Consider the following 24302-nt stretch of genomic DNA (forward strand, 5'->3'; position numbering starts at 1 on the left):
CGAGATCATCAAGGCCAAGACCGCCGAGCTGTTCGCCGCCGCCGCCGAGGCCGGCGCAATCTCGGCGGGCGCCCCGCCCGAGCGCTGCCGCGCCATGCGCCGCTTCGGCCAGGAGCTGGGCCTGGCCTTCCAACTCATCGACGACGCCCTGGACTACTCGGGCGACGCGGCGACCCTGGGCAAGAACCCCGGCGACGACTTCCGGGAAGGCAAGGTTACGCTTCCGCTGTTGCTGGCCATGCAGAGGACGGCGGCCAGCGAGCGTGACTTCTGGGTCCGCACCATCGACCGCCGCGAGCAAGAGGAGGGCGACCTCGACCACGCCCGCGCGCTGATGCGCGAGACCGGCGCCCTGGACGAGACCCTGGCGCTGGCCGTCCGATACGCCGAGGGCGCAAAGGCCGCCATTGGCGACTACGGCGGGGGCGGCTGGCGCCCCGCCCTCCAGGACCTCGCCGACTTCGCGGTGATGCGCCGGGCTTGAGGCTCAGAAGCCGAAGAACAGGCGGTCCAGCGCCCGACGGATCGCATCCTCGTGCTCCAGCACGGAGCCACGCACCTTCCGAAGCAACCGGCGATCAATACTGAACAACTCGCCTACCGAGAGCACCAGAGCCTCGCCCTCGATCTCAACGGCCAGGTCGAGTCCTGTCATCTTCCGCTTAGCATCCCGCACGACCGGCGCCACGACGACGCTCTCCAGCGGGTCGAACAGATGCGATTGGATCAGAACGAAGTAGGGCGCGTGCGCGCGTGATCGGTCAGATGAGTTCTCGATCAGGTCGAACTGTCGCAATCACCACTTCCGGAATTCGTCGCCAATCAGTCCCCGCTCGCGGATTCGGCGGTTGTAGTCGGCGATCGCTTCAGCGTTTTCCTCCGCCCATTTGCGCGCGCGAGCTTCGGCGCCTGCGGGATCCGCGCGCTGCAATTCAAGCCGGATCGCGCGTTCGGCGATATAGTCGACGTTCACACCTGCGGCCCGTGCTTGTTGGATCAACTCCGGGTCGATCTTGAGTTCCGGTTTGCCCATGCCGCGAGGATAGGCCCGTTCGCCGCGCCCGTCACGATCAGCCCGGGCTGATCATCTTCTCGGGGCGGACCCACTCGTCGAACTCCTCGTTGGTGAGGTAGCCGCCGCCGACGGCTTCTTCGCGGAGCGTCGTGCCGTTCTTGTGCGCCGCCTTGGCGATCTTGGCGCAGTTGTCGTAGCCGAGCTTGCCGTTCAGCGCGGTGACCAGCATCAGCGAGCGCTCGAGGTTGGCCTTGATGTTGTCCTCGCGCGCCTCGGTGCCCGCGACCATGTTGTCGGTGAAGCTGACCGCGCCGTCGGCCAGGAGGCGGCACGACTGCAGGAAGTTGTAGGCCATCACCGGGTTGAACACGTTCAGCTCGAAGTGGCCCTGCGACCCGGCGAACGCCATCGCCGTCTGGTTGCCCATGATGTGGGCGCAGACCATGGTCAGCGCCTCGGCCTGGGTCGGGTTCACCTTGCCCGGCATGATCGAGGAGCCCGGCTCGTTCTCGGGCAGCGCCAGTTCGCCCAGGCCGGCGCGCGGCCCCGAGCCCAGGAAGCGCAGGTCGTTGGCGATCTTGAAGAGGGCGCCGGCCGCCGCCGTCAACGCGCCGTGGCTGAATACCATCGCGTCGTGCGCCGCCAGCGCCTCGAACTTGTTGGGCGCCGTCACGAACGGCAGCTTGGTGATGTCGGCGATCTTCTTCGCCACCAGCTCGGCGAAGCCGATGGGCGCGTTCAGCCCGGTGCCGACCGCGGTGCCGCCCTGGGCCAGTTCGTAGAGGCCGTAGAGCGTCTCCTTGATGCGGCGCACCGACATCGCGACCTGGTGCGAGTAGCCGCCGAACTCCTGGCCCAGCGTCAGGGGCGTGGCGTCCTGGGTGTGGGTGCGGCCGATCTTGATGATGTGGTCGAACTCGGCCGACTTCTTCTTCAGCGCCGCGTGCAGGTGCTCCAGCGACGGCATCACGCTGCGCGCCACCTCCTCGGCGGCGGCGATGTGCATGGCCGTCGGATAGGTGTCGTTCGACGACTGGCTCATGTTGACGTGGTCGTTCGGGTGGACGGGCGTCTTGGAGCCCATCACGCCGCCCATCATCTCGATCGCGCGGTTCGAGATCACCTCGTTGGCGTTCATGTTCGACTGGGTGCCCGAGCCGGTCTGCCAGACCACCAGCGGGAAGTGGTCGTCGAGCTTGCCGTCGATGACCTCCTGGGCCGCGGCGACGATGTACTTGCAGAGTTCGGGGTCGAGCTTGCCCAGCTCCATGTTGGCTTCGGCCGCGGCGCGCTTGACGATGCCCAGGGCGCGGATGACCGGCTTCGGCTGCCTCTCCCAGCCGATCTTGAAGTTGCCGAGCGACCGCTGGGTCTGCGCGCCCCAGTACCGGTCGGCGGGCACCTCGATGGGGCCGAAGGTGTCGGTTTCGATGCGGGTCGCGGTCATGGATGGTCCCCCTGGCTCGGCGCCCCCGGTTTAACCCCCCGGCGGGAGACTGCAAGCTGCGGGGCCGCTATGACGGAGCGATGACCGACGCCTGGACCCAGCACGGCAAGGTGCGCGCCCGCGAGGAGGCGGGCCTGCTCGAGATCACGGTCGACGGGCTGACCACCCAGGCCAAGTACTACAAGCCCCTGATCTACGAGTTCTTCCGCAAGGCCTGGCGCGGCTCGCGGCCGGTCTGGGGCGACTTCTCGGTCGAGATCGCGATGGAGTACGTGGGCGAAGCGCCCTGGCTCGACCTCGACAACCTCGCCAAGGCGCTGCTGGACGCCATCAAGGGCTACGCCTTCCACGACGACGCCCAGGTGGCGCGGCTCCTCGTCGAGCGGCGACCGGGCGAGCGCGAGCGGATCCTGATCCGGGTGACGCGGATGGCCTGAAACGCGAACCGGCCGCGCTCGGGGGAGCGCGGCCGGAGTCTCGCGAGTCCGTCCCGGCGGTCGGGACGGGGCGGGATCAGCGGTACTGCTGCAGGCGCGTGGTGCGCAGGCCGGCCATGCCGTGACGTTCGATCGAGCGCTGCCAGGACAGGAATTCGTCGTTGGTCAGCGAGTAGCGTTCCAGGGCCTCCTCGAGGCTGATGAGGCCGCCGCGGACGGCGGCGACCACTTCCGCCTTGCGGCGGATGACCCACCGGCCCGTGTTCGGCGGCGGCAGGTCGTTCTTCGTCAGGGGCGCACCCGTCGGGCCGATGACATACGTCTCGCCGCGGCTGTTCGTGCGCGTCTGTTGTTGTTGGAGCATCGGCTTTCTACCGCCTCACCATCGCTGTTGGACGGAAGGTAACCCAGGGCCCCCTAACGGCCGCTGAATCGCCTTGGTAAAGAAAGACCTCATTGTGGGCGCTCCCGTGTACCATTTTAATACAGTAGAGTTCAACCAAAGGTTACGTCGATTATTAATCCCTAGTATTAGCGCTTGATGTTGATTAGTTCCTCAAGCATCTGGTCGGCCGTCGTGATGATCTTCGAAGATGCGGAGTAGGCTTTCTGGGTCTGGATCAGGCCCGTGAACTCTGCGGACAGGTCGACGGTGGAGGCTTCGAGGCTCGACGGCGAGATCTTGCCGGCGCCGCCCACCCCGGCCTCCTTGACGGTGAACTCGCCGGCCGCGAGCGTCGGCCGGTAGGCGTTGCCGCTCACCGCGGCCAGGCCGTCCGAGTTCGGGAAGGTGGCGACCCCGACCTTGGCGACCGTGCGGATCTGGCTGTTGTCGTAGATCGCGGAGACCACGCCCTGCTCGTCGACCTCGATGGCGACGATGTTGCCGACGCCGGCGCCGTCCTGGCTGATCGCGTTGACGGTCGACGTCGATGCGTACTGGGTGATCTTGCTGAGATCGAGGTCGATGGTCTGGGCGGCGAGGCCCGAGGCGTCGGACCAGGCCGGCGCCATGGCCGTGCCCACGGCCGTCGAGGCGGCCAGCGTCACGCGGGGCGTGCCGCCCATCCCGAAGAGGGTGCTCGTGGTCAGGTTGATGGTGCCGTCGGCGTTGAAGTTGACATTGCCGTTGGCGAGCTGCCCCGGCGTGCCGCCGCCATTGTCCACGTCGGTGGCCGGCACCGCGTAGATCTCGGCGTGCCACTGGTTCGGGGCCATGGCGTCGTCCTTCAGGAACGCCATGGCGACCTTGCGGCTGCCGCCGGCCGAGTCGATGACGTTCATCTCGATGACGAAGTCGGGCTTGGTGCCGCCCGCCGGGTTGTTGGCGTAGGCGGCCATCGAGTTCGCGCCGGTGGTGGTGTAGGCGGCTTCCTGGGCCGAGACGACGCCCACCTTGTTCAGGTTGGCGCTGACGCCGATGTTCTGGGTCGGCGCGACGGCCGCGCCCAGGTTCTTGACGTTGATGGAGTTCATCTTCGTCAGATCGGACGGGCTGACGTCGAACGTGCCGTCCGCCAGCGCCGGCCAGCCCTGCAGGTAGAGCTTGCTGTCGTTGACGAGGTAGCCGTCGGCGTCGACGCTGAACGAGCCCTGGCGGGTGAACTTCCGCGCGTCGGAAGCGGTCAGGCCCGCGCCCTTGTCGGCCACGATGAAGAAGCCGTCGCCCGAGATGGCGAGGTCGGTGGAGCTGCCGGAGGCCTGGATGAGCCCCTGCTGGCTGACGAACTGGCGGGTGATTCCCTGGACGCCCCCGGCCGAGTACTGCCCCTTCACCGCTTGCGAGGTGACGACGTTGGCGAAGTTCACCTGGTTGCGCTTGTAGGCGGTGGTGTTGACGTTGGCGATGTTGTCCGAGATCGCGGCGAGCGCGGACGAGTTGGCCACCAGGCCGGACACGCCGGCGCGAAGGGCTGAGTTGATCGACATGGCTTAGTTCCGTTCTCCTGAAGCGGGTTCGCGTCCTGCGAAATCGGCCGGCTAGGCCGCCGCTGGAGACGACGTTTCGTCGTCTTCGTTGTCGGGGGTGGTGTTCGAGCCGGAGCTGCCCGACGCGCCGTTCGAGGCGGTCGTGACGGGTTCCGGCGGCTGGCGGATGCTGACGATCGTGTCCCAGGGGACCTGAGCGCCGTTGATGGTGAGGAGCGTGACGCCGTCCTTCTGCTGCACGCCCGTGACGAGCCCGTCGGCGACGACGTTCGAGGTGACGGAGGAGCCCTGGCTGTCCCTGGCCGTGACGCGCAGGGTGTAGGTTCCCTCCGCCAGCGGCGTGCCGGCCGCGCTCTTGCCGTCCCAGGTGAACGCGTGCTCGCCCGCCTTGTTGTCGGTCGGCGCGACCGAGCTGACCACGCGTCCCTTGTCGTCGAGCACCTCGAGCTTCACGTCGCTGGCGTCGCGGTCGAGGATGTAGGTCCACTCGGCCTTGCCGCCCTTGAGGGCCGCGACGTCGGAGTCGGCGCGGACTTCCTTGCCGATGAGGGCGACGGCGGTCGAGACGCCCGAGCCGGTGTTCGACACCAGCTTCTTGAGCAGGTCGTTGGTGAGGAGCTGCTGCTCCACGCCGGTCATCTGCACGATCTGCTGCGTGAACTGGTTGGAATCCAGCGGCGACAGCGGGTCCTGGTTCTTCAACTGGGTCGTGAGCAGCGACAGGAAGGTGTCGAAGTTCTCGGCCAGCCGCGCGCGGCCCAGGGCGCCGGAGTCGGTCGTGGCGGCGGCGGCGGAAACGGCGTCGACCATGGTCTCAGATCCTCACGTCGACGCCGGCGTTCACGCCGCGTCGAAGGCGCAGCGCGCCCAGGTTGGCGGTGTCGGCCGCATCGCCGGCCGTCTCGAGGGCGGCGCGGAACGCCTGGCCGCGGAACGCGCGGCCGTTGTCGGCCTGGTCCTGCCAGGACTGGCCCTGCTGGCGGCCCTGGTCGGCGACGTCGAACGACATGCCGCCGGAAAGGTCGAAGCCGGCCTGTTCCAGGGTGCGCTGCAGTTCTGCGGCGCGGGCCTTCAGCTCATGGGCCGCCTGCGGGTTCTCGAAGACCATCGAGGCGGTCATCTTGCCGTGGGCGCCGATCTCCACGCGCACGTCCACGCGGCCGAGGCCGTGCGGATCCAGCTCGAGGTCGAAGCGGGTGGTCCTGGCCTCCAGCTTCTTGATGATCTGGGCGGCCAGGTTGGCGACCGTCTCGGGCGCGCCGCGGACCTGGTGGCCGGCGGGGGCCGCCGGGGCGGCCGACGACGTCGTGGCGCGGGTCTCGCCTTGCAGGGCGGCGTCGCTGTTGTCGGTGTCGGCCCTGGCTTCGCGCGCCTCGGGCTGTTCGGCGGCTTCGACGGCCGCAGAGGCGGTCCTGGCGGCGCCCTCGGCGGCCTTGGCGTGGACGGGCTTGTCGGCGGCTTCGAGCGGCTTCAGCGCGTCGGGCGTGGTCGTCTCGCTCTTCCCGCGTTCGGACCTGGCGCTCTTCACGGGCGCGGGCTCCGGCCTGGCCGCGGGCGGGGGCGCGAGCGTGGCCGGCAGCTTGGCGGCGTCCGCGGCGGCCTGCGCGATCGGCGCGGGGGTCGTCGCCGGCGCGGCCTGGGCTTCGGCGTCGGCGTCGACCGTGGTCGCCTTCGCGGCGAGGTCGGCGTTCGGATTGGCGGCTTCGAGCGCGGGCTGCGCGGGCGCGGCCGGAGCCCTGGTGCGGCTCCAGGCGGGCGGCGCGGCCTCGGGGGCGCGGGTCGCGGCGGTCGGCAGGCTCGCGGTCGGGTCGGGCAGGGCGCCTGCGGTGTCTTCGCCGGCGTCGGCCGCCTCGGGAGCGGGTTCGGTCTTGCCGGGCAGGGTCGGGACGAAGCGCTCGGCCGCGCCCCTGGCGACGGGGACGACGCCGGGGCGGCCGTCCGCGGTCGGCGCCTTGGCCGTCAGCAGGGCTTCGGTCGTGGGCCGCGGCGTCGCCAGCAGGCAGGCGGCCAGGCCCTGGGGGTCGGCCGCGGCGCCGGTCTCGGCCGCGTCGGCCTCGGGGTCGGCGCTCGCGTCGTCGTCGCTGACGGCTTCGCCCTTGGCCTCCACGAGCAACTGGCCGTCGGCCAGCGGCGCGAAGAGCGAGGCGCCGGTCGAGGTCGCCGGCTGGGCGTCCGGCGGCACGTTGGGGAACAGCGCGGCCACCAGCGCGTCGAAGCCGGCGCGCGCATGGCCCACGCCGGTCGCCTGGCCGGGCTTCGCGGCCGCGGCGGAGGGGGCGCCCGGCGGGGCGACGGTGGCAGTGTTGAGGCTCGGCGCAGTCATGGCCTGGACGGGATGCTTCGTGTCTCGAGGGCAGGCGCGTCCTGCGCCGGGCTCATTCGGCCAAGTGCTGAGCAACCGGCGGGCCAAGTACGTAGTCGTTTGAACGATAACGAGAAAATGAAGATGCCCGGCCGGCGGTATGGCCTGGAGATGCGGAATTTGCCGAGCCGCCGAGGCCTCGGTAGGTCGTTCCCTGCCGGCTGGACGCGGCCTCGCAGCGGCGGGGCTCGAGGTCGAAGACGCTCCGCGGCGAGACCTGGTCGCGAATCCCTGACCCTCGCCCCTCGATCCGCGGGTCCGCGCGCCCGCGCAGGCGCGCGATCAGCCGGGAACCGCACGTCGCGCGGGCGGGCGCGTGTGCCCCGCCGCTCTGGCCCGGCTCTTGCGCCCCGATTCGGCGACCGAACCGGGCCTAGGAGGGCCCATGCTGAATCTGTTGAAGAATTTCCGGCCTGACGTGCGTGCGTTTACCAGCCTCCCGGCAGAATCCGCCGGGTCGCGCGTCAGCCTTTGCCGGGCGGAGCCCTGATCCATGTCTCTGACCGCCACCCTTCGCACGGCCTCGTCGGGCCTCAACGCCGCCCAGGCGGCGCTGCGCGTCACGTCCGACAACATCGCCAACGTCAACACGCCCGGCTACGTCCGCAAGGCCCTCAACCAGCAGCCGCTGGTGGTCAACGGCGTGGGCCAGGGCGTCGCCATCAACGGCGTCCAGCGGATCACGGACCAGTACCTGCAGAGCGCGTCGCTGAGCGCGGCCTCGGACAAGGAGCGCTGGAACGCCGTCGCCGAGTACCTGGACAACGCCCAGAGCCTGTTCGGCGACCCCTCCGCCGACGGCTTCTTCTTCAACCGGCTGGACAAGATCTTCGGCGCCTTCACCACCGCCGCGGACGATCCGTCGTCGACGCTGCTGCGCAGCCAGGCGCTGGGCAACGTCGAGGACTTCCTGTCGGAGGCCGGGCGCATCAACGACCAGATCGTCTCGCTGGGCGACACGGTCGAGACCCGGATCAATGCGGGCGTGAACCGCGCCAACGACCTCCTGGACCAGATCTCCAAGCTCAACACCGACATCAAGCGCGCCTCGCTCGTCGGCGCCGACTCCTCCGGCTCGGAGAACATCCAGAGCCAGCTCCTCGACGAACTGGCCGGCCTGATGAACGTGCGGGTGAGCCCGCGCAACGGCGGCGGCGTCGACGTGAGGTCGGTCGAGGGCGTCCTGCTGGCGGGCGACGAGGCCGCGAAGCTCACCTACAACTCCACCGACTCCACGCCGGCCTACATCACCGCCCAGCCCGCGGGCAGCTCGAACCAGCAGCCGATCCAGATCACCAGCGGCGAGATGCGCGGCCTGATGGAGCTGCGCGACGTCGAGCTGCCGAAGATCTACGACCAACTGGGCGAGTTCGTGAGCCGTGCGGTCGACCAGCTCAACGCGGCCCACAACGACGCCGCCGCCTATCCGCCGCCGGCCACCCTGGCCGGCCGCGACACGGGCCTCGACTTGCCGACCGCGGTCAGCGGCTTCAGCGGCACGTCCACCGTCGCCATCGTCAACGCCCAGGGCGTGCTGCAGCGCACGATCGCGATCGACTTCACGAACGCGACGATCTCGGTGAACGGCGGCGCAGGCGCGGCGTTCACGCCGGCGACCTTCCTGGCGGGCCTGAACACCGCGCTGACCGGCGTCGGCAACGCCACCTTCAGCGGCGGAGCGCTGACGCTGAACGCCACGGGCGGCGCCGGCCTGGCCATCGACGAGGGCACGTCGCAGAAGGCAGGCCGCGGCTTCTCGCACTTCTTCGGCCTGAACGACCTCATCAAGCAGACGGGCTTCACCAACTACGCCACCGGCCTGCAGCCGACCGACGCGCACGGATTCACGCCGGGCGGGGTCATCAACCTGCGGCTTTCGACGCCCGACGGGCGACCGGTCCGCGACGTGTCGGTGACCATCCCGGCGGCGCCGACCATGGCCGACCTGGTGAATTCGCTGAACAGCAACGCCAACGGCGTCGGCCTGTACGGGTCGTTCAGCCTGGATCCCAACGGCGTGCTCAGCTTCACCGGCGCCCCGCCGCTCGACGCGCAGGTCTCGGTCATCAACGACAACACCGCGCGCGGCGTGGGCGGCGCGTCGGTCAGCCAGCTCTTCGGGCTCGGCGCGCTGGAGCGCCAGGCGCGCGCCGGCCGCTTCCAGGTGAACCCGACGCTCGACGCCAATCCGAACAAGATGGCGCTGGGCAAGCTGGACCTGACCGCCGCCGTCGGCCAGGTCGCGGTGCGGCCGGGCGACGGCCAGGGCGCGCTGGCCCTCGCCAACGCCGGCGAGGTCGCGACGCTGTTCCAGAAGGCAGGCTCGCTGGGCCAGGTCACCATGACCGTGTCGCGCTACGCCTCCGAGTTCGGCGGCGCGGTCGGCCGCGGGGCCGCCGCGGCCGAGACCCGCAAGTCCAGTTCCGAGGCCGTCGCCAACGAGGCCAACAACCGTCGCCAGTCGGTCGAGGGCGTGAACCTCGACGAGGAACTGGTGAACCTCACCACCTATCAGCAGGCGTTCAACGCCTCCGCCCGCATGATCCAGGCGACGAACGAGCTGTTCGACGTCCTGGTGAACATGCTCTGAGGAGCCTGAAGCATGGTCACGCGCGTCACCACGCCCGGCAACTACTCCGCCGTCCTGACCAACCTGCTGGCCGCCCAGCAGCGCCAGCTCGACGCGGGGAACAAGGTCGCCACCCAGCGCAACGGGCAGGACCTCAAGGACTACGCCAGGTCGTCCGAGCTCATCACCGCCATGCGCGGGGTGCAGGCCCGCCTGGACGTGTACCAGGAGCAGAACAAGCTGCTCACCGACAAGCTGCAGACCCAGGACACGGGCATCGTGCGCGTCGCCGACGCCGCCCAGAACGTGCGCCAGGCCTTCGCCGAGGCGCTGGCGTCGGGCCGCGTCGACACCCTGGTCGCCGACGTCCAGTCGGAACTGCGCGACGCCGTCGAGGCGATGAATTCGCGTTACGGCGGCAAGTACCTGTTCGCGGGCGGGCAGGTCGACACCCAGCCGGTGACCGTGACCAGGCTCGCCGATCTCACCGCGGGCCCGGCGATCTCCACCTTCTTCAAGAACGACCAGTTCCAGGTGACCGCCAAGCTGGACGAGTCGAGCACCATCGACACCGGCGTCCGGGCCGACGAGCTGGGCGTCGCCATGATGAACGCGTTCAAGGCGTTCCAGCAGTTCCAGGAGGGCGTGAACGGCCCCTTCCAGGGCGCGATGACCGATGCGCAGCGCACCTTCCTGGAGGGCCAGCTCGCCTCCTGGGATCAGGTGCGCGGCGACGTCACCCTGATCGCCGCGCGCAACGGCAACAACCAGAAGCGCCTCGAGACCACCGCGGCCGACCTCGAGTCGCGGCAGAACGCGCTGGCCGTGATGCTGGGCGGCATCACCGACGCCGACATGGCCGAGGCGTCGGCGCAACTGCAGCAGGCGCAGCTCTCGGTGCAGTCGGCGGCCTACGTCTTCCAGGCCCTGCAGCAGTCGTCGCTGCTGAACATCCTGAAGTAATCCCTCTCCTCCATGGAGGTCGCCGCACTCCCCATGATGGGGAGGGCGGACTATATGGACGCCATGAACGCGCCTGTGCTCACCGCGGATCGCCTGAGCGACGGCCTCGTGGAGGCCGCGCGCGCAGCCGTGCGCCTGCCGGCGGGGACGCGGATCGTGGCGGCGATGTCGGGCGGCGTGGATTCCACCGTGACCGCCGCGCTGCTGGCGCGGGCGGGCTACGACGTGGTGGGCGTGACGCTGCAGCTCTACGACCACGGCGCGGCGATCCAGAAGAAGGGCGCCTGCTGCGCCGGCCAGGACATCCACGACGCGCGCACCGCCGCCGAGGCGATCGGCATTCCGCACTACGTCCTCGACTACGAGAGCCGCTTCCGGCAGCAGGTCATCGAGGATTTCGCCGACAGCTATCTGCGCGGCGAGACGCCCATCCCCTGCATCCGCTGCAACCAGACGGTGAAGTTCCGCGACCTGCTGGACGTCGCCCGCGAACTGGGCGCCGAGGCCATGGCGACCGGCCACTACGTGCGCCGCGAGGAAGGCCCGCAGGGGCCGGAGTTGCACCGCGCGGTCGATCCGGCGCGGGACCAGTCGTACTTCCTGTTCGCCACCACGGCCGAGCAGCTCGGCTACCTGCGTTTCCCGCTGGGCGGCCTGCCGAAGCCGGCGGTACGGGCGGCGGCGGCCGAACTCGGGCTGGCGGTGGCCGACAAGCCCGACAGCCAGGACATCTGCTTCGTGCCCGAGGGCCGCTACACCACCGTGATCGACCGCCTGCGCCCGCACGGCGCCGAGCCCGGCGACATCGTCCACCTGGACGGCCGGGTGCTGGGCCGCCACGAGGGCGTCACCCGCTACACCATCGGCCAGCGCCGGGGGCTGAACGTGGCGGTGGGTGACCCGCTGTTCGTGGTGCGCATCGACGCCGACCGGCGCCACGTCGTCGTGGGCCCGCGCGAGGCGCTGCTGACGCGCGCGCTCTCGCTGAAGGAGACCAACTGGATCGGCGACGGTCCCTCCATCGAGGACGCGGTGAAGCGCCAGCGCCCGGTGCTGGCGCGCGTGCGCTCGACGCGGGAGCCGGTGGCGGGGCGCCTGGGCGTGGTGGACGGCGGCCCGGGCGTCGTGTTCGGCACGCCGGAGGAAGGCGTCGCGCCCGGGCAGGCCTGCGTGCTGTACGCTCCGGAGGACGACACGCGCGTGCTCGGCGGCGGCTTCATCGCGGGGACGGTCAGGAACCTGTAGCGGGGGTCCGCATGGATGCGCGCCAGCTCGTGGACATCGCCTGCGACGAGGATCCGCGCGCGCCGTGCCTGTGGGTCCCATCCGACCTCTGGCCGGAGTTCTGCGAGGCGATCCGCCAGCGGCCGAACGCGATCGGCGCCGTGATCTACCGCAACAAGACCATCCGGGATGGCGGGCCCTACTGCGACGTGACGACGAGGCTGCCGTAAGAGCGCATCGCCCTCCCCTTCTTGGGACTTCCCCACTGCGCGGTCTGTCCCTCCCCATCAAGGGGAGGGAAGGCTATATGGCGGTCCATGACCCAGACCTCCGATCCCGTCGTCATCGCCGCCTACGCCCGCACGCCGATGGGCGGCTTCCAGGGCAGCCTCACCGGGGCGAAGGCCACCGATCTCGGCGCTGCGGCGGTGAGGGCCGCCGTCGAGCGGTCCGGCGTGGCGCCCGACGCGGTCGAGCAGATCGTCATGGGCTGCGTGCTCCCGGCCGGCCTCGGCCAGGCGCCGGCGCGGCAGGCGGCGCTGGGGGCGGGCCTGCCGAAGTCGGTGGAGGCCACCACCGTCAACAAGATGTGTGGCTCGGGCATGCAGGCCGCGATCCTCGCCCACGACGCGCTGGCGGCCGGCTCGGTCGACGTGATCGTCGCCGGCGGCATGGAGAGCATGACCGGCGCGCCGTACCTGATGACAAAGCATCGTGGCGGCGCGCGCATCGGCCACGACACCATGTTCGACCACATGTACCTGGACGGCCTGGAGGACGCCTACGAGCCGGGCCGCCTGATGGGGTCGTTCGCCGAAGAGAGCGCGCGGGCCTACCAGTTCACCCGCGAGGCGCAGGACGAGTACGCCATCGGCTCGCTGACCAAGGCCAAGGCCGCCATCGAGGGCGGCGCGTTCAGGCGCGAGATCGCGCCGGTGACGGTGAGCGGCCGAAAGGGCGACGTGGTCGTCGACACCGACGAGCAGCCGCTGAAGGCCGACCTCGCCAAGATCCCGACGCTTCGTCCCGCCTTCGCCAAGGACGGGACGATCACGGCCGCCAACGCCAGCTCGATCTCGGACGGCGCCGCGGCGCTCGTCATGACGCGCGAAAGCGTGGCGAAGACGCTGGGCATGAAGATCGTCGCCCGGGTCGCCGGCCACGCGGCGCACGCGCACGAGCCGGGGCTATTCACGACCGCGCCCGTGCCGGCGGTGCGCAAGGCGCTGAAGCGCGCCGGCTGGAGCGTGGACGACGTCGACCTCTTCGAGGTGAACGAGGCCTTCGCCGTGGTCGCGATGATCGCCGAGCGCGACCTGGGGATCGACCGCGCCCGGCTGAACGTCAACGGCGGCGCCTGCGCGCTCGGCCACCCCATCGGCGCCAGCGGGGCCCGCATCCTGGCGACGCTGCTGGCGGCGCTCGAGGCCCGCGGCCTGAAGAAGGGCGTCGCCACCCTCTGCATCGGGGGCGGCGAGGCGACCGCGATGGCGGTGGAGATCGCGTGATCGCCCTCCCCAGGACGGGGAGCGGTCACATCGTCTTCGCCACCTGCTCGAGCTGCTCGGCCACCGCGCCCCAGCCGTCGTGGAAGCCCATCTCCTCGTGCTGCCTCAGCTTCTCCACCGTGGGGTGGCCGCAGCGGGCGACGTAGAGGGTCCTGCCGCCCTCGGCGGGTTCGAACGTCAGCACCGCGGTCATCATGCCGCCGCCCTCGGTCGGGACCCAGCCTTCGGTGAAGGCGTCGGTGAAGACCAGTTTCCGGTTCGGCACGACCTCCAGGTAGAGGCCCGGGTTCGGGAAGACCTCGCCGTCGGGGCCGTACATGGTGACCTCCGAGACGCCGCCCGGGCGCAGGTCCATCCGGGTCGACTCGGCGCGCCAGGGCTTCGGGCAGAACCACTCCGGATAGCGCTCGGGCGTGGTCCAGGCGCGGTACGCCTGCTCGGGCGTCGCGTCGAGGATGCGGGCCAGCACCAGCTCGCGGTCGTGGTTGGGCTTCAGGTGGACGGTCTGGGTCATCGGGCTGCTCCTCGGGGGACGTCGTGTCGCATTTCGCCTCCCGAGGACGAAGCCGGCGCGCCGGTTCCGACAGCGGCGGGAACTATTTCCGGCCACCCGCCTGCATGGCGGTCATCTGCTCCATGTTGATGGTCATCTCGGGGCCGCCGGGAATCTGAACCTTCACGTCGCCGCCCTTCATGCCGGCGGGGCAGGGGCCCTCCCACCTGGCCGTGAGGGTCATGTCGTGCTCGCCGTTCATCTGGGCGGATGCCGCGCCGGCCGTCGAGCTCTTCACCTTGACCGTGTAGGCCGAGCCGAAGTCGCCGGTGACGCTGCCGTTCGACGTGATTGTCCCGCTCGAGCCCATGTTGCAGACGCTCCTGAAGGTGAAGCCGCCGGGCGCTGGGGCGAAGCTCTGCTCGGAGCACATCTCCTTCGACGCGGCCTGGCCCCAGACGGTCATCTTGGCGTCGGTGTCCTCGTCCAGGCACACCTTGGTCGACTGGCTCATGCCGGCCGTCTGGACGGTGTGGCTCCAGAGGCCGGGCTTGCGCCTGGGCGGCGCGGTCATCGCGGCGGGCGCCGTTGCGGCGGCGGCGGGGGCGTCGCCGGCGGACGCGCCCGTCTCGTCCTTCTTCGAACAGGCCGCGAGCGCGACGGCGCCGGCGGTCAGGGTTGCGCAAACGACGGCGACTCGACGCATCTTGATCTCTCCCGGCACGTTCACATCTGTCCCATGAACCTACCCGGGTCAGGAGAGCGTTCAATGTCCGAACTGCGCGACACGGGCGATCGCTACGAGCACGTCGAGCGGGGCCACACGTCCTACGCCGACTACCGGCGAACGCCCGACCGCCTCTACATCGACTACGTCTACACGCCCGTCCCGCTGCGGGGCTCCGGCGCTTCGGGCCGGCTGATGGAGGCCGTCGCGGCCGACGCGCGCCGCCGCGGCCTGAAGATCACCCCCATCTGCGGCTTCGCGGCGGCCTGGCTCAGCCGCAGCGACGAGTTCCGCGACCTGGTGGCCTGAGGCCGGCAGGCGCGAGGGAACTGGTTAACCCGCCCGGACGTGGGACCGGGTCTCGGCAGGCGGGGATCGTCGCCCGCCGACACTCCGTTCCGGCACGTCCGCAGAAACCCGGATCGGCGTCCGCGTCAGGTGCGGGCGACGATGGCCTCCAGCGTCTGGACGCGGCTGTCCAGGTCCTCGACCAGGCGACGGGCGACGTCGCGGATGCCGGGCGCGTAGGCGTCGCCGCCGTCGGCGATCTCGGCCGCGAGCTGCTCCAGGTCCACCATCGCGCTGGTGAGCGTCTTCACATGATCCTTGGCGAGCTGCTTTGCCTCGGACTGAAGCCGGCGCACGCGCTCGGCCACGGTTTCGGTCTTGGTGGTGCTGATGACTTTCAGGTCGTTGTCGGCGACCACGCTGAGAGACGGAGACATCTTCAAGTACCTCATTCGATCCCCAAGGTCAGATACGGCGGAAGATCCCGGTTGGACCCGAAGCCTCTACTGCCCTGGCTGTATCAACTTACGTCCTGAGACAGCACAGGTTCCCCGTCAGTCGCACGAACGGCGCCAGTTAACTCTGTCGCAACCGCCAAGTGGGGACTTTGAGACACGGTATGTAGTTAACTGCGCGCAGCGGAATGCTGCGGAAACGCAGAGCGCCGCGCCGAAGCCGGCCGGAGCCGCCCGGCCGTCCGAGAATCCTTAAGGGATGGCGTGGCAGGCTGGTCCCGGTCGGGGATGGGGAACGGCGCCGGGGCGCCGGTTGTATCGCGTGATGTCAGTCGCCACGCCGCAGGCGCCGGAGGTCTCGGTCCGGGTCTACTACCCGCACGAGGATCTGCAGCGCTACGTCACCTTCTACTACTTCGTGGAGGCGGGCGGGCCGCTGACCGACTTCCTCTATCCGGAATGGGGGAACCTGCGGCTGAACGTGTCCGGCGACTGGATGGTGCTGAACGATCCGCGCGATCCGGCCGAGCCGGCGCAGCGGGTGCTGTTCGGGCCGACCGACCGGACGGGCAGGATCGTCACGGGCGGCGGCAAGACCGTGGGCTTCGGCCTGACGCCCGGCGGCTGGGCGCGGCTGATCGGCTCGGAAGCCAGCCAGCTCGCCAACCGGGTGGTCGACGCCGAGGACCGGATCGGCCTGGACGTGCGTGGCCTGCAGGCGGCGCTGGTCGCCGACGGCGACGACGACGCGGCGGGTGTCGCGCGTTTCGACCGGGCGCTGCTGGACCTGCTGGCGCGGCGGCCGCCGACCGAGCCCCATGTGCTGGCGGTGGACCATGCGCTGCGCCACCAGCCGCGCGACGTGCCGACCTTCGCGGCGATGGCGGCGGTCTCGGAGCGGCATCTGCACCGCCTCTGCCTGCGCGCCTTCGGGTTTCCGCCCAAGCGGCTGCTGCGCCGGCAGCGGTTCCTCTACACGCTCGGGGTCATCCGGGTGACGCCCGACCCGACCTTCGGCGAGCTGATCGACCTCGAGTACCACGACCAGTCGCACTTCAACCGCGACTTCCGGGACTTCATGGGCATGACCGCCAGCGAATACGCCGCCACGCCGCGGGCGCTGATGCAGGCCGCCGCCGCCGCGCAGGTGGCCATGGGCATCCCGCTGTCCTTCAAGCTCCCGGAGCCGCCGGTGTCGTAGGCAGGGGCGGCGCTAAGGCCCCTTGCGGCGGCGGCCGCGCATCTTGCGGTACTCGTCCGCCTTCTCGGCGCGGGCTTCGGCGCGGATCAGCTTGGCGGCGGCGCGGGCCTCGCCGCCGTCGTCGGCGCCCGCGGCGAGCGCATCGGCGGCGAACTCCAGGTCCAGCAGCTTCAGGCGCTTCACCTCGTCGCGCAGGCGGGCGGCCTCCTCGAACTCCAGGTTGGCGGCGGCCTCGCGCATGCGGGTCTCGAGGTCCTTGAGCGTGGTCTTGAAGTTGTTGCCGACGAAGGCCGAGCCCGCCTGTTCGGCCACGCCGGCCGCGATGGTGACGTGGTCCTTCTCGTAGGAGGAGGCGAGGATGTCCTTGATCTGGCTCCTCACGCTCTCGGGCGTGATGCCGTGTTCGAGGTTGTACTGCTCCTGCTTCTCGCGACGCCGCTTCGTCTCGGCCATCGCGCGTTCCATCGAGCCGGTGATGCTGTCGGCGTAGAGGATGACGCGGCCGTCCACGTTCCGCGCGGCGCGGCCGATGGTCTGGATCAGCGAGGTCTCCGAGCGCAGGAAGCCCTCCTTGTCGGCGTCGAGGATGGCGACCAGGCCGCACTCGGGGATGTCGAGGCCCTCGCGCAGCAGGTTGATGCCGACCAGGATGTCGAAGGCGCCGAGTCTCAGGTCCCGGATGATCTCGATGCGCTCCAGGGTGTCGACGTCGGAGTGCATGTAGCGCACGCGCAGGCCCTGCTCGTGCATGTACTCCGTCAGGTCCTCGGCCATCTTCTTGGTGAGGACGGTGATGAGGCTGCGGTAGCCCCTGGCGGCGACCTGGCGGACCTGGTCGATGACGTCGTCCACCTGGCTGAAGCCGCCCTTGCTGACGGGCTTCACCTCGACCGGCGGGTCGATCAGGCCGGTGGGCCGGATCACCTGCTCGGCAAAGACGCCGCCCGAGCGCTCCATCTCCCAGGGGCCGGGCGTGGCGGAGACGAACACGCTGTCCGGCCGCATGGCGTCCCACTCCTCGAACTTGAGCGGGCGGTTGTCGATCGCCGACGGCAGGCGGAAGCCGTACTCGGCCAGCGTGAACTTGCGGCGGTAGTCGCCGCGGTACATGCCGCCGATCTGGGGCACCGTCTGGTGGCTCTCGTCCACGAACAGCAGGGCGTTGTCGGGGATGTACTCGAAGAAGGTCGGCGGCGGCTCGCCGGCTCTACGGCCCGTGAGGTAGCGGCTGTAGTTCTCGATGCCGGCGCACGATCCGGTGGCCTCGATCATCTCCAGGTCGAAGGTGGTGCGCTGTTCGAGGCGTTGGGCCTCCAGGAGCTTGCCGTTGGCCACCAGCCAGTCGAGGCGTTCCTTGAGCTCGATCTTGATCTGGTTGATCGCCTGGCGGAGCGTCGGCCTGGGCGTGACGTAGTGGCTGTTGGCGTAGACGCGCACGCCGGCGAGGTCGTTGGTCTTCTTGCCGGTCAGCGGGTCGAACTCGGTGATCGTCTCCAGCTCGTCGCCGAACAGGCTGAGCCGCCAGGCGCGGTCCTCGTAGTGGGCGGGGAAGATCTCGATCGTGTCGCCGCGGCGGCGGAAGGCGCCGCGCTCGAAGGCCTGATCGTTGCGCTTGTACTGGAGGGCCACGAGGTCCCCCATCAGCTTCTTCTCGTCGATCCGGTCGCCGGGCTTCAGGTCGAAAGTCATGGCCGAGTAGGTCTCGACCGAGCCGATGCCGTAGATGCAGGAGACGGAGGCCACGACGATGACGTCGTCGCGCTCCAGGATCGCGCGGGTGGCCGAGTGGCGCATCCGGTCGATCTGCTCGTTGATGGAGCTGTCTTTCTCGATGTAGGTGTCCGTCCGCGGCACGTAGGCCTCGGGCTGGTAATAGTCGTAGTACGAGACGAAGAACTCGACGGCGTTGTCGGGGAAGAAGCTCTTGAATTCGCTGTAGAGCTGGGCCGCCAGCGTCTTGTTGGGCGCGAGGATCAGCGCCGGGCGCTGGGTCTCCTCGATGATCTTCGCCATGGTGAAGGTCTTGCCCGAGCCGGTGACGCCCAGCAGCACCTGGTCGCGCTCGCCGCCGTCGACGCCGCCCACCAGCTCGCGGATCGCGGTCGGCTGGTCGCCGGCCGGCGCATACTCGGACGACAGCCTGAACTTCCGCCCGCCCTCGCTCTTCTCCGGGCGCACCGGACGGTGCGGCTTCCAGAGCATCGGCATGGTGTTCTCGTCGTAGTCGAACGCCGCCGACATGTCGGAGACGCCTGAAGCGGGCGGGGCTGACATGACGTCCAACGTAGGCGCTCCCGAGGTTTGCCGCCACACCCTGCGACACTCCTGCTGACAGCAGCGTGTCAGCATGGGCGCGCGCCGCAGGCCCCATGAGTTTGAACCACGGAAAACACGAAATACACGCGCCGCGAGCCGGCGCCAGCTTGTGCGGCCGCCGCCGCCTTGGCGGCGCCGCGATGGCTCGGTTCTCGGGATGATGCGCCAACCCGTCGACAGCTTGAGCTTGGCGATCCAGGATAGTCCCCGGGGCCTGCACGGCGAGCCGTACGCGCATCCGTGAAGCTGGAGCTGGTCTTTGACCCAAAGCCGCCGCCTCTCCAATGCGGGGTCCCGACGCGTCTGGCGTTTCGCCTCGTGCGTGTTCGACGAGGCGCGTTGGCGGCTGACGGTGGATGAGCGGCCGGTCGAGCTCGAGATCAAGCCGCTCGAGCTACTGCTGGAGTTCCTGCGGCGACCGGGCGAGGCGCTGACCAAGGACGAGCTCCTGGAAGCGGTCTGGCCCGAGACGACCGTCGTGGAGGGATCGCTGACGACCGCGATCTCGAAACTGCGCAAGGCCCTGGGCCCCTGCGGCGGCGAGCTGATCGCCACCGTGACGCGGATCGGCTACCGGCTGACGTGCCCCGTCGCCGTTTCGGAGGCGGCGGACGCACGACCCGGCCTGGACCTGCAGCCGGGCGAGGCCGTGCCCGGCCGCGCCCAGTGGCGGCTGGACCGACGCCTGGACGCCTCGCAGACCGCCGAGGTCTGGATCGGCGCGCACGCCAAGACCGGCGAGCTGCGGGTCTTCAAGTTCGCGCACACGCCGGACCAGCTCCGCCTCCTCAAGCGCGAGGCCGCGCTCTCGCGCCTGCTGGCGGCCACGCTCGGCGACCGGCCCGACCTGGCGGCCGTGCTGGAGTGGAACTTCGAGACGTCGCCGTTCTTCCTCGAGATCACGCACCGCGGGGACGACCTGATCGCCTGGGCGGCCGCCCAGGGCGGACTGGCGGCGACGCCGCTCGCGACCCGGCTGGACCTGGCGGCGCAGGTGGCCGAGACGGTGGCCGCCACCCACGCCATGGGCGTGCTGCATCGCGACCTGAAGCCCGCCAACATCACGATCTCGCCCACCGATGCAGGATGGCGCGCCGCCGTGGTGGATTTCGGGAGCGCCGACCTGGTGGAGCCTGAGCGCCTGGCCGCGCTCGCCATCACCAATGCGGGGTTCGGGGACGCGGACGGACAGGGCGACAACCTGGGTGGCACGGCGCTCTACCTGGCGCCGGAACGCCATGCTGGCGGCCCCGCCGGCGTCGGCGGCGACGTCTTCGCCCTGGGCGTGCTGCTCTACCAGTTGGTGGTCGGCGACTTCTCGCGGCCGCTCGCCGCGGGATGGGAGCGCGACGTCGAGGACCCGTTGCTCCGGGAGGACATCGCGGCGGCGGCGGCCAGCAGTCCCGAGCACCGGATGGGCTCGGCGGCCGAACTCGCGGAGCGGCTGCGCACACTGGATGGGCGTCGCGAGGCGCGCGTCGCGCGCGAGGCCGAAACGGTCGAGCGGGCCGCCCTGGCCGCGGCGGTGGAGAGGACGCGGGCGCGCCGGCCGTGGGTCGTGCTCGCCGGCGCGGCGCTGGCCACGGGCGCCGTCGCCAGCAGTGCGCTCTATCTGCAGGCCCGCCGGGACCGCGACGTGGCCCAGCAGGTCAGCGGCTTCCTGGCCAACGACCTGCTGGCGCGCTCCAGCCCGTTCCGGAGCGGCCAAGCCGACGAGAGCCTGGTGGCCGCGGTCAAGGCGGCCGCCCCTGCCATTGACCGCCGCTTCGCCGGCGAACCCGGCGTCGCCGCCCAACTGCACCAGACCATCGCCCGCGCCCTCGACCGGCGCAGCGACTGGCCGGACGCCCGCGTGGAGTACGCCCGCTCGCTCGCCCTGTGGCAGGTCGCGGCCGGCCCGGAGGCGACACCCACGCGCATCGTGCGCCTGCAGACGGCGATGATGGAGGCGCGCTCCTATGAAGGCGGCGGTTTGGCGCGCGCCCGGGCCATCATCGCCGAACAGGGGCCAGCGATCGACTCCATGCGGCCGGCCCCGCCGGCGCTGGTCGTCTGGCTGGCCTCGGCGCGCGGCATGGCGGCCCTGGTGGGCGACGACGCCAAGGTGGCGGCGGAGCAGTTCGGCCGGGCGTCCCGCACCGCCGACGCGCATCCGGACCTCTTCGACGTCGGCGAACGGCTGACCTTCCTGCAGCGCGTGGCGTTCGCGCATATCCGGCTGGGGGACGGCCAGGGTGCGGCCGCGATGTTCCGGCGGCTGGCCGACGGCTACGCGCGGCTGGAAGGCCCCGACGGCCCCGACGTGCTGATGGTGCGCATGAACCTGGCGCAGGCGCTGATGATCCAGGCGCGGCATGCCGAGGCGGTGGAGGAGGCTGACCGCCTCCTGCCCAAGATCCAGTCGGTCCTCGGGCCCGAGCACGAGATGACGCTCCAGCTCCTGTCGACCCGGGCCCAGTCCGAGGGCGCCCTGGAGCGCTGGGACGCGGCGATCGCCGATACGGCCCGCGTCCACGCGGTGGCGGTGAGGAAGCAGGGGGAACGCTCGTTCTTCGCGCTCGCCTCGCTGACCGACGGGGCCTCGGCCAAGTGCCGCTCGGGGCGACGGAGCGAGGCGCTCCGCGAGTTCGCCGAGGGCTGGCGCCATGCCCGCGCGGCCTTCCCGGGCTCCGGGCTCGAGGGGGCCGTCGCCTACGCCTGGGGCGCCTGCCTGATCGCCGACGGCCAGATCGAGGCCGGTGCCGCACGCCTGGCCGGCATCGACCGCAAGGCGGTGGCCCAGCTCGCCGGCGACCCGGACTGGGGCGCGAACCTGGACCTCGCCCAGGCGGAGGTCGCCTTCGCGCGCGGCGACCTGCCGGCGGCCCGCCGCGCGCTGGATGCCGCCGCTCCGGCGTTCGCCAAGCCGAGGGCCGAAGCCTACCAGGTGCGCGCGTATCGCCGGCTGCGCGAAAAACTCGCCTCCTGAGCGGCGCCGGCGGCCAGCCTTTAGAATTTCTTGAGATGCGCGTGAGGACGCCCGTCCGGACCGGTTCCTAGCGTGCCCGTGCTGTTGCGCGGCGCTGGGCCGCCAGGATCGAGCCGGCGGATCTCAATCTCGCCGGCAGGCACGGGGTAAGTCATGCGTAGAGTCCCTCTAATGACGGCAGGCGTCGTCGCGGCCGCCTGCGCGGCCAGCGCCGCCCAGGCCGCGGTCATCGAGAACACCGCCGGCGTTTTCGACGCCTCGATCGCCGCCTTCTCGCCGCTGGGCCAGACCTTCACGGCGATCGACACGGACCTCATCTCGATCGGGTTCGCCTACAGCGACATCAACCCGGGCTCGCCGAACGAGCCGATCACGCTCCGCCTCTACGCGGGCGACGGCGTCGGCGGGACTCTCCTGGCGTCGCGCATCTTCACGCTGCCGTCCGTGCTGCCGTCGACCCTCGACGCGCCGGTGATCGTGGACACCGACTTCAGCGGCGTGAGCCTGACGGTCGGGGCGATCTATACCGCGGCGCTTTCCACCTCGAGCTTCAAGGTCGCAGCCGTGTACGGCGGCGACGCCTACGCCGGCGGCCACGCCACCCGGAGCCTCAGCGGCTGCACATCCTGCGACCTGAACTTCCGCGTCGTGGGCCGCAGCGACGTGAGCGGCGGCGTGCCGGAGCCGGCGGCGTGGGCCCTGATGCTGACCGGCTTCGCCGGGCTCGGCGCCTCGCTGCGGTCGCGCCGGCGCTGGGCGCAACCCGTCGAGGCCGCGTGATCGAACGCACCCTTTCGATCCGCCCCGGGACGCCCCGTCGCAAGCCGGCGGGGCGTTTCTGCTCGCGGCCGCGTTTCCAGAGTGTCCCGCGAGGAGCCGGAACATGAGGCGGACCCGGGCGCCGCGCCTGGCGCATAGGCGACTGCAACACCTCCCCGCCGGCTGACAGCGATCCCATGCCGTGGGAAAAACGCGGCCATGACGTCGCCGCCGACCGAGAGCCTGCCCGCCTGGATGTACACCGACCCGGCGTTCTTCGCGCGGGAGCGGGAGACCGTGTTCCGGACGGCGTGGCAGGTGGTTTGCCATCTGAACGACATCCCTGAGGCCGGCGACTACCAGGCGTTCGATTTCCTGGGGGAGCGGGTGCTGACGGTGCGCGGCGACGACGGGGAGGTCCGGTCGTTCCACAACGTCTGCCGGCACCGGGCGTCGCGGCTGGCGGACGGGACGCACGGGAACTGCGGGCGCCGGATCGTGTGCCCGTACCACGCGTGGAGCTACCGGCTGGACGGGCGGCTGGCGAACGTGCCGCCGTGGCAGGGGTTCGAGGGGCTGGACCCGGCCGAACATGGCCTGAAGGCCCTGGAGCAGGAGGTCTACCTGGGCTTCGTGTTCGTGCGGTTCGCGGCCGGGCTGCCGAGCGTGGCCGAGATGATGGCGCCCTACACCGAAGAACTCGCGCCGCACTGCCCGGCGGATCTGGTCCCGCAAGGGCGCGTGACGCTGCGGCCGCGGCCGGTGAACTGGAAGAACGTCGGCGACAACTATTCGGACAGCCTGCACATCCCGGTGGCGCACCCGGGGCTGACGCGGCTGTTCGGCTCCAGCTACGGCATCGAGGCCAGGCCGTGGGTCGACAAGATGTGGGGCGATATCGTCGAGACGCCGTCGTCGAATTGGGTGGAGCGGGGCTACCAGGCGCTGCTGCCGCAGTTCGGGCACCTGGAGGGCCGGGCGCAGCGGCGGTGGAACTACTACAAGCTCTGGCCGAACATCGCCTTCGACGTCTACCCGGACCAGATCGACTTCATGCAGTGGATCCCGGTTTCGCCCACGCAGACGATGATCCGCGAGATCGCCTACGTGCGGCCCGACGCGCGACGCGAGGCGAAGGCGGCGCGGTATCTGAACTGGCGCATCAACCGCCAGGTGAACGCCGAGGACACGGTGCTGATCGCGCGCGTGCAGGAGGGGATGGCCAGTTCGGGCTACGAGACCGGGCCGCTGGCGCCGAGCGAGGTGTGCCTGAAGAGCTTCGCGGAGAAGCTGACGGCGATGACGGGCGGGGCGCGGGCGGCAGAGTAGGCGCGGAGCGTCCATGGAGTGAACCGCGGAATACGCGGAATCGGCGCAGTTTCCGCGTGTCCCGCGGTTTCCAGTTTCGGCCTGCGGCGCGCCGCTACGGCTCGACGATCAGCCGCTCGACGCCGCGGAAGCCGGGGAGGGCGCGGTAGCTGAGGTCCTGGTCGGCGAGCTTCAGGTCCGGGAAACGGGCGAAGAGCTTCAGGAGCGCGGCCTGGCCCTCCATGCGCGCCAGCGGCGCGCCGATGCAGATGTGGGCGCCGCCGCCGAAGGCCATGTGCGGCACATGCTTGCGGGTGATGTCGAAGCGGTCGG

At 70.5% G+C, this 24302-nt stretch carries 24 protein-coding genes; 12 read left to right on the top strand and 12 right to left on the bottom strand.

The genetic code is table 11. The annotated features are described in order from the left end of the window. A partial coding sequence (locus JNL41_RS17355; protein ID WP_293477141.1) for a polyprenyl synthetase family protein occupies window positions 1-484 on the top strand: 484 nt, incomplete at its 5' end. 3 nt (window positions 485-487) lie between these two features. On the opposite strand, the gene JNL41_RS17360 is transcribed toward JNL41_RS17355, so the two are convergent. Genes JNL41_RS17360 through fumC form a run of 3 tightly spaced genes read right to left on the bottom strand, consistent with a single transcriptional unit; the run spans window position 488 to window position 2462 of the window. Further along, window positions 488-796, bottom strand: a complete 309-nt coding sequence (locus tag JNL41_RS17360; protein ID WP_293477143.1) for a CcdB family protein — start codon at window positions 794-796, stop codon at window positions 488-490. Next, a complete protein-coding gene (locus JNL41_RS17365; RefSeq protein WP_293477145.1) occupies window positions 797-1033 on the bottom strand; it encodes a type II toxin-antitoxin system CcdA family antitoxin in 237 nt (78 codons plus the stop codon). It abuts the gene before it with no gap. A gap of 37 nt (window positions 1034-1070) precedes the next feature. Beyond that, window positions 1071-2462: a class II fumarate hydratase gene (fumC, locus tag JNL41_RS17370; protein WP_293477147.1), complete on the bottom strand. Its 1392-nt coding sequence runs from the start codon at window positions 2460-2462 to the stop codon at window positions 1071-1073. An 80-nt stretch (window positions 2463-2542) separates the two neighbouring features. Between fumC and JNL41_RS17375 the strand changes: the two genes are divergently transcribed. Beyond that, window positions 2543-2899 (top strand): RusA family crossover junction endodeoxyribonuclease, encoded by a 357-nt coding sequence (locus JNL41_RS17375; RefSeq protein WP_293477149.1) that lies wholly within the window; start codon window positions 2543-2545, stop codon window positions 2897-2899. A gap of 76 nt (window positions 2900-2975) precedes the next feature. Here JNL41_RS17375 and JNL41_RS17380 read toward each other — a convergent pair whose 3' ends face one another. The 4 genes from JNL41_RS17380 to JNL41_RS17395 form a co-directional block, all read right to left on the bottom strand. After that, a complete protein-coding gene (locus JNL41_RS17380; protein ID WP_293477151.1) occupies window positions 2976-3263 on the bottom strand; it encodes a DUF1153 domain-containing protein in 288 nt (95 codons plus the stop codon). A 167-nt stretch (window positions 3264-3430) separates the two neighbouring features. After that, on the bottom strand, window positions 3431-4828 hold the full coding sequence (locus tag JNL41_RS17385; protein ID WP_293477153.1) for a flagellar hook protein FlgE: 1398 nt from the start codon (window positions 4826-4828) through the stop codon (window positions 3431-3433). A gap of 51 nt (window positions 4829-4879) precedes the next feature. Further along, window positions 4880-5638, bottom strand: a complete 759-nt coding sequence (locus JNL41_RS17390; RefSeq protein WP_293477155.1) for a flagellar hook assembly protein FlgD — start codon at window positions 5636-5638, stop codon at window positions 4880-4882. A 4-nt stretch (window positions 5639-5642) separates the two neighbouring features. Continuing rightward, complete coding sequence (locus JNL41_RS17395) at window positions 5643-7151, bottom strand: flagellar hook-length control protein FliK (RefSeq protein ID WP_293477156.1); 1509 nt, start codon at window positions 7149-7151, stop codon at window positions 5643-5645. A gap of 532 nt (window positions 7152-7683) precedes the next feature. On the opposite strand from JNL41_RS17395, the gene flgK reads away from it, so the two are divergent. The 5 genes from flgK (at window position 7684) to JNL41_RS17420 (ending at window position 13454) form a co-directional block, all read left to right on the top strand. Beyond that, window positions 7684-9780, top strand: coding sequence for a flagellar hook-associated protein FlgK (gene flgK / locus JNL41_RS17400; RefSeq protein ID WP_293477157.1), 2097 nt, complete (start codon window positions 7684-7686; stop codon window positions 9778-9780). Window positions 9781-9792: 12 nt separating this feature from the next. Beyond that, window positions 9793-10722, top strand: a complete 930-nt coding sequence (locus JNL41_RS17405) for a flagellin (RefSeq protein ID WP_293477158.1) — start codon at window positions 9793-9795, stop codon at window positions 10720-10722. A gap of 63 nt (window positions 10723-10785) precedes the next feature. Next, window positions 10786-11967, top strand: coding sequence for a tRNA 2-thiouridine(34) synthase MnmA (gene mnmA / locus JNL41_RS17410; protein ID WP_293477172.1), 1182 nt, complete (start codon window positions 10786-10788; stop codon window positions 11965-11967). 11 nt (window positions 11968-11978) lie between these two features. Next, complete coding sequence (locus tag JNL41_RS17415; RefSeq protein ID WP_293477159.1) at window positions 11979-12176, top strand: hypothetical protein; 198 nt, start codon at window positions 11979-11981, stop codon at window positions 12174-12176. An 87-nt stretch (window positions 12177-12263) separates the two neighbouring features. Next, window positions 12264-13454 carry an acetyl-CoA C-acyltransferase gene (locus JNL41_RS17420; RefSeq protein ID WP_293477160.1) on the top strand — a complete coding sequence of 397 codons (1191 nt, stop codon included), beginning with the start codon at window positions 12264-12266 and terminating at the stop codon, window positions 13452-13454. Window positions 13455-13479: 25 nt separating this feature from the next. Here JNL41_RS17420 and JNL41_RS17425 read toward each other — a convergent pair whose 3' ends face one another. After that, a complete protein-coding gene (locus JNL41_RS17425; protein WP_293477162.1) occupies window positions 13480-13968 on the bottom strand; it encodes an SRPBCC family protein in 489 nt (162 codons plus the stop codon). Window positions 13969-14050: 82 nt separating this feature from the next. After that, window positions 14051-14653, bottom strand: a complete 603-nt coding sequence (locus JNL41_RS17430; protein WP_293477163.1) for a DUF3617 family protein — start codon at window positions 14651-14653, stop codon at window positions 14051-14053. Window positions 14654-14716: 63 nt separating this feature from the next. Here JNL41_RS17430 and JNL41_RS17435 point away from each other — a divergent pair, with 63 nt between their 5' ends. Further along, window positions 14717-14983, top strand: coding sequence for a GNAT family N-acetyltransferase (locus JNL41_RS17435; protein WP_293477164.1), 267 nt, complete (start codon window positions 14717-14719; stop codon window positions 14981-14983). Between the two features lie 125 nt (window positions 14984-15108). Here the strand turns inward: JNL41_RS17435 and JNL41_RS17440 are convergent, their stop codons facing one another. Beyond that, window positions 15109-15399, bottom strand: coding sequence for a hypothetical protein (locus tag JNL41_RS17440; RefSeq protein ID WP_293477166.1), 291 nt, complete (start codon window positions 15397-15399; stop codon window positions 15109-15111). 343 nt (window positions 15400-15742) lie between these two features. Here JNL41_RS17440 and JNL41_RS17445 point away from each other — a divergent pair, with 343 nt between their 5' ends. Beyond that, complete coding sequence (locus tag JNL41_RS17445; RefSeq protein WP_293477167.1) at window positions 15743-16618, top strand: helix-turn-helix domain-containing protein; 876 nt, start codon at window positions 15743-15745, stop codon at window positions 16616-16618. A 12-nt stretch (window positions 16619-16630) separates the two neighbouring features. Here the strand turns inward: JNL41_RS17445 and uvrB are convergent, their stop codons facing one another. Further along, the gene (gene uvrB / locus JNL41_RS17450) at window positions 16631-18892 is read right to left on the bottom strand and encodes an excinuclease ABC subunit UvrB (protein ID WP_293477174.1); all 2262 of its coding nucleotides are present in this window, start codon (window positions 18890-18892) and stop codon (window positions 16631-16633) included. A gap of 301 nt (window positions 18893-19193) precedes the next feature. On the opposite strand from uvrB, the gene JNL41_RS17455 reads away from it, so the two are divergent. The 3 genes from JNL41_RS17455 (at window position 19194) to JNL41_RS17465 (ending at window position 23990) form a co-directional block, all read left to right on the top strand. Then, window positions 19194-21902 (top strand): winged helix-turn-helix domain-containing protein, encoded by a 2709-nt coding sequence (locus tag JNL41_RS17455; protein WP_293477168.1) that lies wholly within the window; start codon window positions 19194-19196, stop codon window positions 21900-21902. Window positions 21903-22073: 171 nt separating this feature from the next. Next, window positions 22074-22682: a PEPxxWA-CTERM sorting domain-containing protein gene (locus tag JNL41_RS17460; protein ID WP_293477169.1), complete on the top strand. Its 609-nt coding sequence runs from the start codon at window positions 22074-22076 to the stop codon at window positions 22680-22682. Window positions 22683-22880: 198 nt separating this feature from the next. Continuing rightward, window positions 22881-23990 (top strand): aromatic ring-hydroxylating dioxygenase subunit alpha, encoded by a 1110-nt coding sequence (locus JNL41_RS17465; RefSeq protein ID WP_293477170.1) that lies wholly within the window; start codon window positions 22881-22883, stop codon window positions 23988-23990. A gap of 94 nt (window positions 23991-24084) precedes the next feature. Here JNL41_RS17465 and JNL41_RS17470 read toward each other — a convergent pair. Continuing rightward, window positions 24085-24302: cytochrome P450 (locus JNL41_RS17470; RefSeq protein ID WP_293477171.1), on the bottom strand; the 218-nt coding region annotated here is incomplete at its 5' end.

The sequence above is a fragment of the Phenylobacterium sp. genome (assembly GCF_016793285.1).
Classification (GTDB): domain Bacteria; phylum Pseudomonadota; class Alphaproteobacteria; order Caulobacterales; family Caulobacteraceae; genus Phenylobacterium.

What these genes read in the sequence shown, in the direction of transcription:
- JNL41_RS17365 (WP_293477145.1), bottom strand. Translation starts at nt 1,033, where the DNA reads ATGGGCAAACCGGAACTCAAGATCGACCCGGAGTTGATCCAACAAGCA.
- fumC (WP_293477147.1), bottom strand. Translation starts at nt 2,462, where the DNA reads ATGACCGCGACCCGCATCGAAACCGACACCTTCGGCCCCATCGAGGTG.
- JNL41_RS17375 (WP_293477149.1), top strand. Translation starts at nt 2,543, where the DNA reads ATGACCGACGCCTGGACCCAGCACGGCAAGGTGCGCGCCCGCGAGGAG.
- JNL41_RS17380 (WP_293477151.1), bottom strand. Translation starts at nt 3,263, where the DNA reads ATGCTCCAACAACAACAGACGCGCACGAACAGCCGCGGCGAGACGTAT.
- JNL41_RS17385 (WP_293477153.1), bottom strand. Translation starts at nt 4,828, where the DNA reads ATGTCGATCAACTCAGCCCTTCGCGCCGGCGTGTCCGGCCTGGTGGCC.
- JNL41_RS17390 (WP_293477155.1), bottom strand. Translation starts at nt 5,638, where the DNA reads ATGGTCGACGCCGTTTCCGCCGCCGCCGCCACGACCGACTCCGGCGCC.
- JNL41_RS17395 (WP_293477156.1), bottom strand. Translation starts at nt 7,151, where the DNA reads ATGACTGCGCCGAGCCTCAACACTGCCACCGTCGCCCCGCCGGGCGCC.
- flgK (WP_293477157.1), top strand. Translation starts at nt 7,684, where the DNA reads ATGTCTCTGACCGCCACCCTTCGCACGGCCTCGTCGGGCCTCAACGCC.
- JNL41_RS17405 (WP_293477158.1), top strand. Translation starts at nt 9,793, where the DNA reads ATGGTCACGCGCGTCACCACGCCCGGCAACTACTCCGCCGTCCTGACC.
- mnmA (WP_293477172.1), top strand. Translation starts at nt 10,786, where the DNA reads ATGAACGCGCCTGTGCTCACCGCGGATCGCCTGAGCGACGGCCTCGTG.
- JNL41_RS17415 (WP_293477159.1), top strand. Translation starts at nt 11,979, where the DNA reads ATGGATGCGCGCCAGCTCGTGGACATCGCCTGCGACGAGGATCCGCGC.
- JNL41_RS17420 (WP_293477160.1), top strand. Translation starts at nt 12,264, where the DNA reads ATGACCCAGACCTCCGATCCCGTCGTCATCGCCGCCTACGCCCGCACG.
- JNL41_RS17425 (WP_293477162.1), bottom strand. Translation starts at nt 13,968, where the DNA reads ATGACCCAGACCGTCCACCTGAAGCCCAACCACGACCGCGAGCTGGTG.
- JNL41_RS17430 (WP_293477163.1), bottom strand. Translation starts at nt 14,653, where the DNA reads ATGCGTCGAGTCGCCGTCGTTTGCGCAACCCTGACCGCCGGCGCCGTC.
- JNL41_RS17435 (WP_293477164.1), top strand. Translation starts at nt 14,717, where the DNA reads ATGTCCGAACTGCGCGACACGGGCGATCGCTACGAGCACGTCGAGCGG.
- JNL41_RS17440 (WP_293477166.1), bottom strand. Translation starts at nt 15,399, where the DNA reads ATGTCTCCGTCTCTCAGCGTGGTCGCCGACAACGACCTGAAAGTCATC.
- JNL41_RS17445 (WP_293477167.1), top strand. Translation starts at nt 15,743, where the DNA reads ATGTCAGTCGCCACGCCGCAGGCGCCGGAGGTCTCGGTCCGGGTCTAC.
- uvrB (WP_293477174.1), bottom strand. Translation starts at nt 18,892, where the DNA reads ATGTCAGCCCCGCCCGCTTCAGGCGTCTCCGACATGTCGGCGGCGTTC.
- JNL41_RS17460 (WP_293477169.1), top strand. Translation starts at nt 22,074, where the DNA reads ATGACGGCAGGCGTCGTCGCGGCCGCCTGCGCGGCCAGCGCCGCCCAG.
- JNL41_RS17465 (WP_293477170.1), top strand. Translation starts at nt 22,881, where the DNA reads ATGACGTCGCCGCCGACCGAGAGCCTGCCCGCCTGGATGTACACCGAC.